General features: G+C 75.4%; 11 protein-coding genes. 6 read left to right on the top strand and 5 right to left on the bottom strand.

What is annotated here, in order from left to right; all coding sequences use genetic code 11:
• The first annotated feature begins 3 nt into the window (after positions 1 to 3).
• Complete coding sequence (locus tag JOE68_RS00635) at positions 4 to 537, top strand: potassium-transporting ATPase subunit C (protein ID WP_204845848.1); 534 nt, start codon at positions 4 to 6, stop codon at positions 535 to 537.
• A 67-nt stretch (positions 538 to 604) separates the two neighbouring features.
• On the opposite strand, the gene JOE68_RS00630 is transcribed toward JOE68_RS00635, so the two are convergent.
• Together JOE68_RS00630 and JOE68_RS00625 are read right to left on the bottom strand one after the other, a co-directional pair.
• Positions 605 to 1192 (bottom strand): L-2-amino-thiazoline-4-carboxylic acid hydrolase, encoded by a 588-nt coding sequence (locus JOE68_RS00630; protein ID WP_204840389.1) that lies wholly within the window; start codon positions 1190 to 1192, stop codon positions 605 to 607.
• A gap of 169 nt (positions 1193 to 1361) precedes the next feature.
• Positions 1362 to 2318: a cyclase family protein gene (locus JOE68_RS00625; RefSeq protein ID WP_239562077.1), complete on the bottom strand. Its 957-nt coding sequence runs from the start codon at positions 2316 to 2318 to the stop codon at positions 1362 to 1364.
• Here JOE68_RS00625 and JOE68_RS00620 point away from each other — a divergent pair.
• Positions 2303 to 3862 (top strand): DUF6357 family protein, encoded by a 1560-nt coding sequence (locus JOE68_RS00620; RefSeq protein ID WP_307820016.1) that lies wholly within the window; start codon positions 2303 to 2305, stop codon positions 3860 to 3862. The two genes, JOE68_RS00625 and JOE68_RS00620, sit on opposite strands and share 16 nt — an antisense overlap.
• A 214-nt stretch (positions 3863 to 4076) precedes the next feature.
• Here the strand turns inward: JOE68_RS00620 and JOE68_RS00615 are convergent, their stop codons facing one another.
• Positions 4077 to 4985 (bottom strand): LysR family transcriptional regulator, encoded by a 909-nt coding sequence (locus tag JOE68_RS00615; protein WP_239562076.1) that lies wholly within the window; start codon positions 4983 to 4985, stop codon positions 4077 to 4079.
• Positions 4986 to 5087: 102 nt separating this feature from the next.
• On the opposite strand from JOE68_RS00615, the gene mdlC reads away from it, so the two are divergent.
• The 4 genes from mdlC to rfbB all read left to right on the top strand — a co-directional run bounded on the left by mdlC (position 5088) and on the right by rfbB (position 10861).
• On the top strand, positions 5088 to 6674 hold the full coding sequence (gene mdlC / locus JOE68_RS00610) for a benzoylformate decarboxylase (RefSeq protein WP_204840387.1): 1587 nt from the start codon (positions 5088 to 5090) through the stop codon (positions 6672 to 6674).
• A gap of 67 nt (positions 6675 to 6741) precedes the next feature.
• Positions 6742 to 7974, top strand: coding sequence for an MFS transporter (locus JOE68_RS00605; RefSeq protein WP_204840386.1), 1233 nt, complete (start codon positions 6742 to 6744; stop codon positions 7972 to 7974).
• Positions 7975 to 7993: 19 nt separating this feature from the next.
• Positions 7994 to 9706 carry an NlpC/P60 family protein gene (locus JOE68_RS00600; protein WP_204840385.1) on the top strand — a complete coding sequence of 571 codons (1713 nt, stop codon included), beginning with the start codon at positions 7994 to 7996 and terminating at the stop codon, positions 9704 to 9706.
• A 159-nt stretch (positions 9707 to 9865) separates the two neighbouring features.
• Complete coding sequence (rfbB, locus tag JOE68_RS00595) at positions 9866 to 10861, top strand: dTDP-glucose 4,6-dehydratase (RefSeq protein ID WP_204840384.1); 996 nt, start codon at positions 9866 to 9868, stop codon at positions 10859 to 10861.
• Positions 10862 to 10902: 41 nt separating this feature from the next.
• On the opposite strand, the gene JOE68_RS00590 is transcribed toward rfbB, so the two are convergent.
• Both JOE68_RS00590 and JOE68_RS00585 read right to left on the bottom strand, forming a co-directional pair.
• On the bottom strand, positions 10903 to 12147 hold the full coding sequence (locus tag JOE68_RS00590) for a M1 family metallopeptidase (protein ID WP_204840383.1): 1245 nt from the start codon (positions 12145 to 12147) through the stop codon (positions 10903 to 10905).
• Complete coding sequence (locus JOE68_RS00585) at positions 12144 to 15926, bottom strand: Pls/PosA family non-ribosomal peptide synthetase (protein ID WP_204840382.1); 3783 nt, start codon at positions 15924 to 15926, stop codon at positions 12144 to 12146. The genes JOE68_RS00590 and JOE68_RS00585 overlap by 4 nt, the downstream gene beginning before the upstream one ends.
• Positions 15927 to 15948: the final 22 nt, after the last annotated feature.

The following is a 15948-nucleotide window of genomic DNA, read 5'->3' as shown; positions in this document are numbered from 1 at the left end:
GTGGTGGAAGACTTCGGCAGACAGGCCGTGGCGGGGCTGCGCGTCCTGCTGGCCCTCACCCTGCTCACCGGCGTCCTCTACCCGGCGGCGGTCTGGGGCGTGTCCCGGCTGCCCGGCCTGCGCGCCCACGCGGAGGCCGTCGACACCGCGCTGGTCGGCGTGGACCGCGAGGGCGACGAGTGGTTCCGCACCCGGCCGTCCGCGGCGACGCCGCCCGCTTCGGGCGGGTCGAACAAGGGCGAGCGCAACGCCGACCACGACGCCGTGGTGGCCGGCCGCCGGACCGCCGTCGCCCGGCGCGAGGGCGTGCCGGAGGAGCGGGTGCCCCAGGACGCGGTGACGGCGTCGGCCTCCGGCCTGGACCCGCACATCAGCACCGCCTACGCGCAGCTGCAGGTGCCGCGCGTGGCCAGGGCCCGCGGGCTGCCCGAGGACCGGGTGCGGGCGCTGGTGGCGCGGCACACCGAGGGCCGGGCGGCCGGCGTGCTGGGCGAACCGGGCGTCAACGTCACCGCGCTCAACCGCGCCCTGGGGTGAGCCGGGCGCCGTCCCCGGGCAGGCCGGTGGCGCGGACCTCGCGCCGCCGGCCTGCCGGACGCCCGCCTCAGGGCGAGTCCGGGGCCACCCTGCGGAAGTGGAACGGGCACGTCGCCCCGCCGCGGGCGATCGTCGTCGGCCGCCGGAAGTCCACGCCGTGCCGTTCGCGGTCGATCGCGCTGATCCACGCCGTGTCGAACTCGCAGAACACGGTGCCCAGCTCGGGCACGCCCGCCACGTCCAGCACCCGCACGTAGAAGCACCGGTGCACGTCGACCAGGTACTGCGACCGGTCCTCGACCCGGCTGAACGAGAAGTCCGCGCCGAAGTAGTTCTCCTCCCGGTCCTGGGAGAGACCGGTGATCACGGAGAACGGGTCGTCGGAGGCGTCCAGCGCGGCCCTGGTGCCGTCGTGCACGTACGGCCGGACGGGCTCGTGGAACGCCTTGGCCACCAAAGACATGGCCGCCGCCCGCGGCAACCGCCGCAGCAGCACCCGGTAGGCGCCCGCCACCAGCGCCGTCAGCGGCAGGTGCGGGCTGGAGCCGCCCACGGCGGCGGCGATCCGCGATGCCTCCGCGTCGACCTCGTCCAGCGGCGCGGACGGCGCGACGTGCTCGCGGAAGAGGGAGATGAGCTGATCGTTCTCGTGCATGGTGTGGTTGTTCCTCACGGTGTCCGTACCCGCGCACGCGCGGGACGGCCAGCACGCTCCGACCACCGACCTGGTGCCGACCAGGGTTCGTCCTTGCGACGCGAACCGTACACCCGGGTCGCCGGGGCGGGGCAGGTCCCCCCGCGGCCACCGGCCGGGCCGCCCCGGCTCAGAACGTGGCGATCGGGTTGACCGGGCTGCCGGACGTGCCGGCGAAGCGGACCGGCGCGACCGCGAGGTGGAAGTCCCACTGGCCCAGTTCGGCGGCCGTCGCCGCGCACCCCTCCAGGTCGCAGTTGTCGAGCAGCCACAAGCCCATCGCGACCAGGCCCACGGCGTGCACCGGCATCAGCACGTCCCCGTACCCCGACGGCTGGACGTCCTGGGGGGTGTCGGCGCCGATCAGCGCGACCTCCCGTTCGTGCAGCCACGGCAGGCAGGACGCGTGCCAGCCGGCCTGGGCGAAGCCGCCGTCCGCGCCGGCCTCGCGCCGGGCTCGGCCGCGCCCGGTCCGCAGGAGCACCGCGTCGCCGGGCCGCACCCGCACGCCCTGGCGGCGCTCGGCCTCTTCGAGGTCTTCGGGGAACACGCCCTGCCCCGGTTCCAGCCACGGCACACCGCGGACCCCCGCGATGTCCAGCAGCACACCCCGCGTGGTGATCCCGTCCGCCGCCGCCGTGACGGCCGCCCACGCCGATCCCGTCGCGGCGTCGACCAGCGAGTGCGGCCGCCCGTTGTACATCGCGCCGTCCCAGAAGATGTGGCACGGCGAGTCCACGTGGGTGACGGTGTTGCCGTGGAAGGTGAGGCCGAGCCGCTCGGTGGAGAAGCCCCAGCGCCGGTCGTCGCGGAACCCGGGCGCCGGCATGTTCTCGGCGCCCGGCATGTCGGCGGCGCACGGGCACGCCGTCGTCGACCGCTCCACCTCCTCCGGCGCGGCGACCTCCCACGCGCACGACACGCTCCTGCCGTGGCGCACGGCCCGCGCCGCCGCCAGCCGGACGTCGTCGGTGATGTGGTTCAGGGTGCCGCGCTCGTCGTCGTCACCCCACCGCCCCCAGTTCGACAGCGCGTCGAAGTACCCGAGCACGTCGTCCTGCGTGGGCACCGATCGCCCTGCCGCCATCCCAGCCCCTCCTCCGGTCACGCGGCTCGCTGCGCCGAGACCCGCTGAACCCGGCCCGAACACTAGATCAACCGGAAGGCGCGCGTCTGCTCGTCGCGGACGAACCCCTCCGTCCCCCCACCGGCGCCGGTCAGGCATCCTTCGGGTGGCGTGCCGCCCGCGGGACGCGCCGTGGCGAAGCGCGGTCGCGGCCCGCACCGCCGCGACGTCCGGGGAAGGACGCGCGGACCGGCACACCGAGGACGGCGATGAGAGCACTGACCTTCAGCGACGACGAGGACCACGAGCAGGAGTGGCTCCCCGGCGACCCCCGACCCGCCGTCGACGCGTTCCTGGAGTTCATCGCCCGGCACCGCGGCGCCGGCAACGCGTCGTTCGGCATCGAGGACGAGGAGAACGGGGAAGCGCTGCTGTTCATGTTCGAGGTCGGGGCCATCTGCCGGGTCAAGGGGCGGCAGGACCCGCGGCACGAGTACCGCGTGGTCACCGACCGGGGCGACCACCGGACCCTGGCGGCCGATTTCGCCCGCGGCGGCTTCACCGCCCTGGACCGCCACGGCCCCTGGCTGCCGGACGCCGACAGCTTCCTGCTCGCGCGGTCGGCCCACCTGCGCCAACGGGCCGCGCGCAACGCCCGCCCGGGCGGTGAAGCGACCGGCGGAGCCCGCGACCGGCGCGCGGAACGGCTCCGAGCCGAGTTCGACGGGTCCGTGCTGCGCCGGACCCACCCGCGCGAGCTGCGCCGTCGGCTGGAGGTCCTGACCCGCGTCGACGGGCGCGAGCCGGTGGCGGTCGCCGGGGTCACCCACCTCGGCTTCGGCGACGGCGACACCGTCAACGCCTGGTTCACCGCCGGTGGTCGCGGCCTGCTGGTGACGTTCGACCGCGCCGGCGGGCTCGACTGCTCCGACGACGCCCACGCGCAGGCAGCGCTGTACGACGGCGTGCCGGCGGACCTCCTCGGCCTGGTGAGGAACGCGCCGGGAACGGGCACGACGCTCAACGTCCCGCACCCCGACGGCGGCACCCAGGTGGCCGCCACCGGCGTCTTCACCTTCGCGGGCCCCTGCGCCATGGCGGAGGGCCTGGTGTCCCGCTTGCAGGAGACGCGGTCGGGCGTCGAGGGCACCGGGGTCGGCCGGCTGCTGGAGGTCTTCCTCGCGCCGGGCGACTTCACCCCCGCCGCGGTCGCCGAAGCGGCGAAGCGGTGGGGCGCCGAGGACATCGCCAGAGGTTTCGCCGCGACCGCTGCGACCGCCGCGCTCGGGCGGGAGCGGCCCGTGACCGCGCCGCTCGACCGGGAGGCGGTGGACCGCTTCTGCCGGATCTGGGCCGACTCCGGGTACAACGACCGCTGGGACGTGCACTACGTCCTGTTCGACAGCCGCACGATCGAGGAGGCGGGCGAAGCCCGGGACGAGCTCCTGGAGCTGGTCGACGCGCTCGGCCTCGAGCGCGTCGACGCCCCGCCGGGGGCCGCCTCCGGCGAGGTGTGGGTCCGCACCGACCCGCGCATCGACGCCGAGCTCGGGCACTGGTCGTGACTGCGCTGTCCGCCGGCAGGACGAGGTCGTGACGAAACCGCGAGGTGCGGGAGGGCCTGGTCCGGGTCTGCCGGTCCAGGCGCTTCTCCGACGACCCGTCGACGCCGCCGGGTGACGGACAGGCCCTCGTCGACGCACGCCGCGGACGCGACCGGCCCGACCCCGCCGCGCGACGTGGTGGCGAACCGCCCCGGACCGGCGCCCCGCCCGCCGGTCACCGGACCCCCGCCCCGGCGAGCACCTCCGTCATGAACCCCACCAGCCACGCCTGGGCCGCGCTGCGCGCGTGGGCGTGGCGGGCGTAGATGGAGACCTGCGCGGGCTCGATGTCGAAGGGCAGCTCGAACAGGCGGACCGGGTGGTCGGCCGCGAACACCTCCGCCACCAGGCGCGGCACCATCGCGACCAGTTCGCCCTGCCGGACCAGGTGCGGCAGGGACGTGAAGCGGGTGGTCTCCAGGACGACCCGGTGCAGCAGCCCGTTGGCCTCCAGCGCCCGCCGCGGCCCGTCGTGCCCGGTGGGGCCGAAGACCGCGATGTGCCGCTCCACCGCCAGCGCCGCCGGGTCCACCCGGCCCGCCAGCCGGGGGTGGTCGGCGGCCACCATGCCGACGTAGCCCTCGGCGAACAGCGGGACGCGCGCCACGCGCGGGGTGCTGAACAGCGGTGACGCGATGAACGCGTCGATCTCGCCGCGCCCGAGCTGGTCGGGCGCGTTGACCACGTCCAGCGGCCGCACGGTCAGCGTCACGCCCGGCGCGCGCGCCGGCAGGGCGGCCACCAGCCGGGGCAGCAGCGTCACCTCGCCGAGGTCCGACAGGCACAGCGTGAACGTGGCGTGCGCGGTGGCCGGGTCGAACGACCACGCCCCGCTGACCGCCGCCTCGATGCCCGCCAGCGCGCTGTGCAGCGGCTCGTACAGGGCCTGCGCGGTGGCCGTCGGCACCAGGCCGCCCCGGGCCCGCCGGAACAGCTCGTCGCTGAACCGCCGCCGCAGCTTCTGGAGGCTGTAGCTGACCGTCGGCTGGGTCAGGTGCATCGCCTCGGCGGTCGCGGTGACGCTGCGCGTCTCGTAGAGCAGCACGAACGTGCGCACCAGGTTGAGGTCGAAGTCCCGCACCATAGATCCCGTCTATACCGATCGGCTCCAACATTTATTGGAACACACTCGGTCGCGCTTCCTAGGGTCTGGGCCACGCCGCCGTCGCGAGAAGGAGCCCCGCCCATGCCGACCGTCCGCCGGATCGTCCACGAATTCCTGGAACGCCGAGGTCTGACCACCATCTTCGGCAACCCCGGCTCCAACGAGCTGCCGTTCCTGGCCGAGCTGCCCGGGTCGTTCCGCTACGTCCTGGGCCTGCACGAGGGCGTGGTCGTGGGCATGGCCGACGGCTACGCGCAGGCGACCGGCCGGCCCGTCCTGGTCAACCTGCACGCCGCCGCCGGGTCGGGCAACGCGATGGGCGCGCTGACCAACGCCGTCTACTCGCGCTCGCCGCTGGTGCTGACCGCCGGGCAGCAGGTGCGCCCGGCGATCGGGCTGGAGGCGATGCTGGCCAACGTCGACGCCGCCCACCTGATGCGCCCGCTGGTGGGCTGGTCGGGCGAGCCGACCTGCGCGGCGGACGTGCCGCGGTCGGTGGCGCAGGCCGTGTTCGAGGCCGAGCTGCACCGCCGCCCCACCTACCTGTCGGTGCCCTACGACGACTGGGCCCAGGAGCTGGACGCCAACGCCGAGGCGGTGCTCGGCCGCGAGGTGCGGCGCGGGTCCGCGCCGGGGGAGGGGCAGCTGGCGGAGCTGGTCGAGCTGGTCGACGGCGCCCGCAACCCCGCGCTGGTGCTGGGCGGCGACGTCGACGCGGCCGGGCTGTTCGACCGGGCCGTGGCCCTCGCCGAGCACCTGGCGCTGCCGACGTGGGTGGCGCCCTCGCCGCACCGGCTGCCCTTCCCGAACCGGCACCGGCTGTTCCGGGGCGTGCTGCCCGCCGGGATCGCCTCGGTGTCGACCGAGCTGGCCGGGCACGACCTGGTCCTCGTGCTGGGCGCCCCGGTGTTCCGCTACCACCAGCACGTGCCCGGCCCGTACCTGCCCGAGGGCTGCCGGCTGGTGCAGGTGACCGACGACGCGGGCGCGGCGACCCGCGCCCCGATGGGCGAGGCGCTGGTGGCCGACCCGGCGGCGGTGATCGAGGCGCTGCTGGACCGGGCCGCGCCGCGCGCCGGGGAGACCGGCTTCACGCCCAACCCCGAACCGGCCACGGCCCCCGACGCGCTGCACCCGGAGCAGGTGTTCGCCGCGCTGCGCGAGACCCAGCCCGCCGACACCGTCTACGTCGTGGAGTCCACCTCGACCAACTCGGCGTGGTGGCGGCAGGTGGACCTGCGGCACGGCGGCTCGTACTTCTTCCCGGCCTCCGGCGGCCTGGGCTTCGGCCTGCCCGCGGCCGTCGGGATGGCGATGGGCCTGGCGGAGCGCCGGGCGGAGCGCCCGGTGGTGGCCGTGATCGGCGACGGTTCGGCCAACTACGGCATCACCGCCCTGTGGACCGCGGCCCGACACCGGGTGCCGGTCACGTTCGTCATCCTGCGCAACGGCACCTACGGCGCGCTGCGCTGGTTCGGCGGGCTGCTCGGCACGCCCGACGTGCCCGGCACCGAGATCCCGGGCCTGGACTTCACCCGCATCGCCGAGGGCTACGGCGTGCCCGCCACCGCCGTCACCGGGCTGGAGGACCTGCGCGCGCAGCTCAAGACCCCGACCGACGGCCCCCGCCTGATCCAGGTCGACACGCACCTGACCACGCCCCAGTGACCCTTGGGCCGAGCGCCCGGCCCCGCCCCGAACCCCGCAGCGACCGACCACCGGAAGGAGCACGGCAATGGCGGCGTCTCCCACCAGCCCGACCCCCGCCCGTTCGACCTGGACGGCGGTGTTCTGCTGGCTGACCGTCCTGCTGGAGGGCTACGACCTGGTCGCGTTCGGCGCGACGATCCCGACCCTGCTCAAGACCGGGCACCTCGGCTTCACCCCGGCCGGCGCGACACTGGTGGCCACCGTGTCGCTGATCGGGGTCGCGTTCGGCGCGGCGGTGCTGAGCCCGCTGACCGACCGCTTCGGCCGCCGCCGGCTGCTCATCGGCTCAGTGCTGCTGTTCTCGGTCTTCACGCTCGTGATCCCCCTGTCCCCGAGCGTGGGGGTCTTCGCGCTGTTCCGGTTCGTGGCGGGGCTGGGGCTGGGCGCCTGCATGCCGGTCGCGCTCACCGTGATGTCGGAGAACCTGCCCGCCCGGCGCAGGGCCAGCGCCAGCACCTTCACGATGACCGGCTACCACGTCGGCGCGGTGCTGATGTCCGTGCTCGCGCTGGCGGTCGGGGAGGACTGGCACGTGCTGTTCTACGGCGGCGGCCTCGCGGGCCTGGCCGTCGTGCCGCTGATGTGGTGGCGGCTGCCGGAGTCCTCGGCGTTCCTGGCCGTCCGGGACGAGCCCGTCGACCGGCTCAGGCCGCGCGACCTGCTCGGCCCCCGGTTCCGGCGGACCAGCCTCGCGGTGTGGGTGGGCTCGTTCATGGGGCTGCTGCTGGTCTACGGCCTGAACACGTGGCTGCCGCAGCTCATGCGCACGGCCGGCTACCCGATCTCGACGGCGGTGACCCTGCTGCTGGTGCTCAACGTCGGCGCGGTGATCGGCCTGCTGGCGGCCGGCCTGATCGCCGACCGCCACGGCGTCAAGCCGGTGGCGGTGCTGTGGTTCGGCGCGTCGGCGGTGCTGCTGGCGGCGCTGAGCCTGCGGGTGGGCAACAGCTTCCTGCTCAACCTGATGGTGCTGCTGACCGGCGTCTTCGTGTTCTCCGCGCAGGTGCTGATCTACGGCTACGTGGCGCAGGCTTTCCCGGCGCAGGCCCGCGGCACGGCGCTGGGCTTCACCTCGGCGGTGGGCCGGCTCGGCTCGATCCTCGGCCCGTTCGTGACCGGGGCCCTGGTGACGGCCGGCATCGCCTACCCGTGGGGGTTCTGGTTCTTCGCGGTGATCGCCGCCTTCGGGTTGGCCGCAGTGCTGCTGCTGGCCCGCGTTCCCGGGGCCTACGCTGGGGAGGCACGCACTTCGCAGTGATGCCCCGGGGGGAGCAGGAATGGTGTTCGACCGCAGATCAGTGCTGGCCGGGTTGGCCTCGACCGCGGCCGTGCCGCTGCTCGGCACGGCCGCCGACGCCGCGACGCCCACGTCGACCGCGGCGCCGGGCCCGGCGTCCGACCCGGTGGCGGCGGGGATCGAGTACGCGCGCGACCGGATACCGGGGATGACCCGATCAGGCGGTCCCTCGTGGTTCCCGGACCCGATCCGGGAACCGCTCGCGGTCAAGGCGGCTCCGGGTGACCGAACCGAGGTGTCCACGGACTCCCGGGGCGTGTTCGCGGTGCTGACGACCGGGGCGCGCACGGTGACCGTGACGGGCGCGCCCCGGTCGTTCACGGAGCAGAAGAGGCCGTTCGCGGACCGCTTCGAGCGCACCGTGCGGGACGGGTGGGGGCCGTCGCCCGGAGGCGGCGCGTGGAGCACCGACCGGGGCGCGCCGGAGAACTTCTCCGTCGAGCCCGGGCGCGGGGTCGTCCTGCTGGCGACGACCGGGCACAGCTACTTCACCTCGCTGGCCGACGACCGGATCGGCGACTTCTCCGCCACCGCCACGGTGACGCTGGACAAGATGCCCGCCGGCGCGCTCACCTCCGTCGCCGTCGCCTTCGGCTACCAGGGCTACGAGGACCACTACCGGGCGCGGCTCGCGTTCGGCCCCACCGGTTCCGTCCGGCTGAGCGTCGAGGTGGAGCAGGCGAAGGTCGACACCCCGCTGGCCGCCGGCGTCGAGGTGGGCAGCGGGTTCACGGCCGGCCGGCCCTGGCGGATCCGGGTCGAGCGGACCGGCGAGGTGCTGCGGACGCGGGCCTGGCCGGCGGACCGGGCGGAACCGGCCGGGTGGGTGCACACCGTGCGCGACAGCACGTTCGGCGCGGGCAGGCTCGCCCTCCGGGCGGTCGCGGCCGAGGGCAGCACCGCCTCGCGGACCCGCGTGCTGGTCACCGAGTTCGCCGCGTCCGGGGTGTGGGTCCGGCCACCGGTGATCGCGCACGACACGTGGGTCCGGTTGCTGCCCGCGCCCTACAGCGGGACGTGGACGCCGGACGTGGAGGAGCGGGTGCGGGCCTGGCCGACCGACATCACACCGGACGCGCTGGCGTACGCGGCGATGCTCCAGACCGGCGCCGCGCCCTACCGCTCGCCGACGCGCGGCGGGCCGCAGGTGCTGGGCGAGTCGGGCTACGGCCCGCTGGACCCGGACGACGGCACGCGCCGGGAGGGCGCGGACTTCCACGAGTACATGGGGATCGCGTGGACGTTCCCCGACGGCGAGCACCGGCCCGCGCCGGGCCCGGAGTGGCACCGGGCGCTGGACTGCTCCGGGATGATCCGGATGGTCTTCGGCTACCACCTGGGCGTGCCCCTGGTCACCGACCGCCCGGCCGACTTCGACGGCCGCAACCTGCCCCGCAAGGCGGTGCACATCGGCCCGCACGGTCCCGGGGTGGTGATCGAGCGCGACGACGGCGGGAAGCCCTCGCTGACGGGCATCCGGGTGGGCGACGTGGTCTGCTTCGACGCCGACGGGAGCCCGGGGTCGATCGACCACGTGGGCATCTACGCCGGCCGGGACCAGGACGGCCGGCCCCGGTTCGTGTCGAGCCGCAAGACGGTCAACGGCCCGACGATCTCCGACCTGGGCGGGGAGTCCACTTTGGACGGTAACGGCGAGTACGCGAACGGGCTGCGGATCATCCGCAGGTTCTGACCCCCGACGACGGGGAGGCCGGCCGGCGGTTGCCCGACCCCAGGGCTGCCGGTCGGCCCCCGGTCGGGGCGCCGGCCCCCGGACGGGGCGGTCCGACCCGTGGTCGGCCCGGTTCCGGCGGCAGCCGGGCGCCGGCGTCGAACCGTAGGATGGCCGGCCATGAAGATGCTCGTCACCGGCGGGGCCGGTTTCATCGGTGCGAACTTCGTCCACCACACCATCCGCAACCACCCCGGCTACGAGGTGTGCGTGCTGGACGCGTTGACCTACGCCGGCAATCGCGACAGCCTCGCCCCGGTGGCCGACCGGGTCCGGTTCGCGCACGGCGACATCTGCGACGCCGAGCTGGTGGACCGCCTGGTGGCCGAACACGACGTGGTGGTGCACTTCGCGGCCGAATCACACGTGGACAACTCGCTGCACGACCCGGAGCCCTTCGTCCGCACCAACGTCCTGGGCACGTACACGATCCTGGAGGCGGTGCGCCGCCACGGGAAGCGGCTGCACCACGTCTCCACCGACGAGGTCTTCGGCGACTTGGCCCTCGACGCGGTCGACAAGTTCACCGAGGAGACCCGCTACGACCCGTCCAGCCCCTACAGCGCGACCAAAGCCGGCTCGGACATGCTGGTCCGCGCGTGGGCGCGCTCGTTCGGGGTGGCCGCGACCCTGTCGAACTGCGCCAACAACTACGGCCCCTACCAGCACGTGGAGAAGTTCATACCCCGACAGATCACCAACGTGCTCGTCGGGGAGCGGCCCAAGCTGTACGGGGCCGGGGAGAACGTGCGGGAGTGGACCCACGTCGACGACCACAACGACGCCGTGCACCTGATCCTGGCCAAGGGCGCACCGGGGCAGACCTACCTGATCGGCTCGGGCGACGAGCGCGACAACGCCGGGATCCTGGCGCTGGTCCTGGAGCTGATGGGCCGACCAGCCGACGCCTTCGACCACGTCGCCGACCGCCCCGGCCACGACCTGCGCTACGCCAACGACTCCACGAAGATCCGCACCGAGCTGGGGTGGCGCCCCCGCTACGGGGACTTCCGCACCGGTCTTGCCGCCACCATCGACTGGTACCGCGCCAACGACTGGTGGTGGCGGCCGCAGAAGGGCGCCACCGAGGCCCGCTACGCCGAACTCGGCCGGTAGCGCGCCGCGCCCGGCCCGGCGCCGGGAACGCGGCGGCGCGCTCAGGGCAGGCGCGGGTCCAGCAGCCAGGTGTCGAAGAACGGCCCCAGCGGAGCGACGCTGTGCCACTGGGCCAGCGCCGCGAAGTCGGCCGTGGTGGCGGTGGCGTGGCGGTGGGTCCTGGTCCAGTCCCGCAGCAGGGTGAAGAACGCCTGGTCGCCCAGGCGCTCGCGCAGCGCGTGCAGCGTGAGCGCCCCGCGCTGGTAGACCCGGTCGTCGAACATGCCGGCCTCGCCGGGGTCGCCGATGCGCAGGTCCTGCGGCAGCCGGGCCAGCCGGGCGCGGGCGCGCGCGGCCAGCACGGCCGCCGGCGGGCCGTCCGAGTGCTCCGACCACAGCCACTCCGCGTAGCAGGCGAAGCCCTCGTTCAGCCAGATGTCGCGCCAGTCGGCCAATCCGACGCTGTTGCCGAACCACTGGTGCGCCAGCTCGTGCGCGACCAGCCGCTCGAACCCGCGCCGCCCGTCGACGTGGTTGGACCCGAACACCGACATGCCCTGCGCCTCGACCGGCACCTCCAGCTCGTCGTCGGTCACCACGACGTGGTACTCGCGGAACGGGTAGGGCCCGAACAGCTCCGCGAACAGCTCCACCATCCGCGGCTGCCGGCCGAAGTCGTGGGCCACCGCCGCGCGCAGCCGCGCCGGCGCGGCGACGCCCTGCCCCGGCGCCAGCACCAGCCGCTCGTACTGCCCCACCTGCACCGACGCCAGGTAGGCGGCCATCGGCTCGACCTGCTCGTACACCCACGTCGTGGTGCTGCCCCCGGTCCGCCGGTCGACCAGCACCCCGTTGGCCACCACCGCGTAAGGCGACGCGGTGGTCACCGAGATCCGGTAGGGCGCCTTGTCCCGCACCAGGTCGTTGCAGGGGAACCACGAGGGCGCGCCGATCGGCTGCCCGGCGACCAGCGCGCCGTCGGCCAGCTGCTCCCAGCCCAGGTCGCCCCAGTGCCGCGTCCGCACGGGCCGGGGCGTGCCGGCGTAGCGCACCTCCACCAGGCAGCGCCCGCCCCGGTGCCGCAGCCGCAGCTTGCCGCCGCCGTGCGAGTACCGCGCCGGCTTGCCGTCCACCAGGACCTTGCCGAGGGCGAACGGGCCGAAGTCCAGCGAGATCGGCCCGTCCGCCGCCACCCACAGCCGGGCGCGGCCGGACAGCCGCCCGGTCAGCGGCCGGTAGTCCAGCTCCAGGTCGTAGTCCTCGACCCGCACGGCCGGGTCGCCGTGCCGCGCGAGCTGCCCGGTCATCGCCACGCGGAGATCGGGTTGCCCAGCCAGCGGCTGCCCGCCGGCACCTCCTCGCCGCGCATCACCAGCGAGGCGGGCCCCACCGTGGTGTGCGCGCCGACCGTCGCGCCGGGCAGCACGATCCCGTGCGGCCCCAGGGTCGCGCCGGCGGCCAGCTCCACCCGGTCCATGCGCAGGATCCGGTCGTGGAACAAGTGGGTCTGCACCACGCACCCCCGGTTCACCGCCGCGCCGTCGCCCAGCGAGACCAGGTCGGACTCCGGGAACCAGTGCGACTCGACCCAGGTGCCGCGCCCGATCCGCGCGCCCAGCGCCCGCAGCCACGCGCCCATCAGCGGCGAGCCGCCCGCCGAGCCCACCAGCCACGGCACCGCCAGCACCTCGACGAACGTGTCCGCCAGCTCGTTGCGCCACACGAACGCGCTCCACAGCGGGTACTCGCGCCGCCGGAACCGCCCGACCAGCACCCACTTCGCCAGCACCGCCACCGCGCACGCCAGCACGCCCGCCGCCAGCAGCACGGCCCCGGCCAGCAGCGGCGCGAGGGCGCCCAGCTCCCGCAGCGCGAACAGCACCAGCACGACCAGCGCCACGTGGCACATCACCGGCACCACCCGGCACAGCTCGACCAGCGCGCGCGCCACGACCAGCCGCCGCGGCGGGTCGAACGTGCGGCTCTGGTCGCCCTCCTCGGTCGCGCGCGGCAGCTTCATCGGCGGCATCCCCAGGTAGGAGCTGCCCGCCTTGGCCCGCTTGGGAGCCGCCGACAGCACGCCCACCAGGCCCCGGTTGGGCACCGCGCGACCGGGCGCGGTCATGCCCGAGTTGCCCAGGAACGCCCGCTTGCCGACCCGGGCGGACGCGATGCGCAGCCACCCGCCGCCCAGCTCGTAGGAGGCGACCATGGTGTCGTCGGCGAGGAACGCGCCGTCGCCGATCTTGGTCATCTTCGGCAGCGCCAGCACGGTCGACGCCTCCACGCCGCGCCCCACCCGCATCCCCAGCGCCCGCAGCCACACGGGCGTGAACAGGCTGGCGTACAGGGGGAACAGCGCCACCCGCGCCATGTTCATCAGCCGCTCGGTGGTCCACGCCCGCCACGCGACCCGGCTGTGCACCGGGTGCACGCCCGCCCGCAGCCCGACGCCGAGCAGCCGCACCGACACCAGCACCAGCAGCGCGTAGGAGACCAGCCACGCCACCGTCGCCAACGGCACCGCGAGCAGCGCGCTGCCCAGCGTCAGCGGGCCGCGCACGACCAGCAGCAGGGCCGGCAGCGCCGCCACGGCGGGCAGCAGGCCCAGCGCGAACGTCGTCACCCCGTACACGGCCTGCCACCACGGGGAGCGCGGCGGTCGCGGACCGGGCCGCGCGGCCTTGCCGGTGCGCTGCGCGGGCACGCCCGCCCAGCGCTGCCCGGTCGGCACCGAGCCGACCACGCCGGAGCCGGGCGCCACCTCGGCCCGCTTGCCGATCCGCGCGCCGGGCAGCAGGGTGCTGCGCGCGCCGACCGTCGCGCCCGCCCCGACCCGGATGCGGCCGACGTGCACGCGGTCGCCGTCCACCCAGGTGCCGGACAGGTCGACCTCGGGTTCGATCGCGCAGCCCCGGCCGAGCTTGAGCAGGCCCGTGACCGGCGGCAGCGAGTGCAGGTCGACGTCCGGGCCGACCTTCGCGCCCAGGGCGCGCGCGTAGTGCGTGATCCAGGAGCCGGCGAGGTTGGTCGCGCCGCTGAACTCCGCGAGCCGCTCGGCGGCCCACAGCCGCACGTGGACGCCCCCGCCGCGCGGGTAGGAGCCCGGCCGCACGCCCCGCAGCAGCAGCCGCGCGCCGCCGGCGGCGACGGCGAGCTTGCCGGGCGGGCTGACGAACGCGACCCAGCCGGCGGCGACCCACCACCACGACACCGACATCAGCCCGAGGACGTTGCCGATCGCCGCCAGGGCGACCGTCCACCGCAGGCCCGCCACGGTCATCAGCGGGACGGTCAGCAGGGCCTGGACCACCGCGGTGCGGCGCGGGGTCGGCGCCACGACCCGCGCGGGCGCGTCGTGGGCGGCCAGCTCGTCCAGCCGCCGGGCCAGCGCGCGCAGCGTCGGGTGCTGGTAGACGTCGCTGACCGAGACCCCGGCGTGCCGGGCGCGCACGAGCGACACCAGCTGCGCCGCGGCGAGGCTGCCGCCGCCGCTGGCGAAGAAGTCGGCGTCGGCGCCGGCGACCCGCGAGCCGAGCACCTCGGCCCACTGCTCGGCCAGCCACGCCTCGGTGCCCTCCAGGCGCGACTCGACCTCGGCGTCCAGGGCGGGCAGCGGCCACGGCAGCGCGGCGCGGTCGACCTTGCCGGAGGTCCGGGTGGGCAGCGTGTCCACGACCGCGAGCAGCGGCACGAGGGCGGCGGGCAGCGCGGCGCGCAGCCGGGCCACCGCGCCGGCCTGGTCGAAGCCCTCAGCGGCCACCACGTAGCCGACGAGGACCTGGTTGCCGCCCCTGGTGGTGCGCACCGCCGCGGCGGCGCCGGCCACGCCCGGCAGGGCCTGCAGCGCCGCGTCGACCTCGCCCAGCTCGATGCGCCGGCCGCCGAGCTTGACCTGCTCGTCGGCCCGGCCCAGGAACAGCAGCCCCGCCTCCTCGGCCTTGACCAGGTCGCCGCTGCGGTAGGCGCGGGACCAGCCCAGGGCGGGCAGCGGCGCGAACTTCTCGGCGTCCTTGGCCTGGTCCAGGTAGCGGGCCAGGCCGACGCCGCCGATGACCAGCTCGCCGGTGCCGCCCATCGGGACCACCCGGCCGTCGGCGTCGACCACGGCCAGCTCCCAGCCGTCCAGCGGCAGCCCGATCCGCACCGGGCCGTCCCCGGTCAGCGGCGCGGCGCACGCCACGACGGTCGCCTCGGTGGGCCCGTAGGTGTTCCACACCTCGCGCCCGTCGACGGCCAGCCGCTCGGCCAGCTCCGGCGGGCAGGCTTCGCCGCCGAAGATGAGCAGCCGCACGTCGTCGAGCGCCTCGACCGGCCACAGCGCGGCCAGCGTCGGCACCGTGGACACGACGGTGATCTCCTGCTCCACCAGCCACGGCCCGAGGTCCATGCCGGTGCGCACCAGGGAGCGCGGCGCGGGCACCAGGCACGCGCCGTGCCGCCACGCCAGCCACATCTCCTCGCAGGAGGCGTCGAACGCGACCGACAGGCCGGCCAGCACCCGGTCGTCGGGCCCGATCGGCTCGTCGGCGAGGAACAGGCGCGCCTCGGCGTCCACGAACGCGGCGGCCGACCGGTGCGACACCGCGACGCCCTTGGGCTTGCCGGTGGAGCCGGAGGTGAAGATGATCCACGCGTCGTCGTCCGGGCCGGGCGCGCCCACCATGCCCATCGGCGCGCCGCGCGGGACCAGCTCGCGGTCGGCGACCAGCACCGCGCACGCGCCGGCTTCGCTGAACACCAGTTCCGCGCGCTCGTCCGGGTCCTCGGCGTCGACGGGCACGTACGCCGCGCCGGCCGCCAGCACGGCCAGGATCGACACGTACAGGTCGACCGTGCCCGAGGGGACGCGGATGCCCACGCGGTCGCCGACGCCGATGCCGCGCGCGGCCAGCTCGCGGCGGGCGCGGTCGACCTCGTCGAGCAGCGCCCGGTAGGTCAGCGCCGTCGTCCCGTCGTCCACGGCCGGCGCGTCGGGGTGCCGGCGGGCGGTGTCGGCCAGGACGTCGAGCAGGGTGCGCTCCGGCGCGGCGGCGCGGGCGCGGAACAGGGCTGGTGCGAGGGTGAAGTCGGGAGCGATGGTCACCGGCGCGCACCGGCTGAACGCA

The sequence above is a fragment of the Saccharothrix algeriensis genome, from assembly GCF_016907655.1.
Taxonomy (GTDB): Bacteria; Actinomycetota; Actinomycetes; order Mycobacteriales; family Pseudonocardiaceae; genus Actinosynnema; species Actinosynnema algeriense.
Note: the sequence above shows the minus strand (reverse complement) of the source record. Positions and strands in the feature narration are given on the sequence as shown.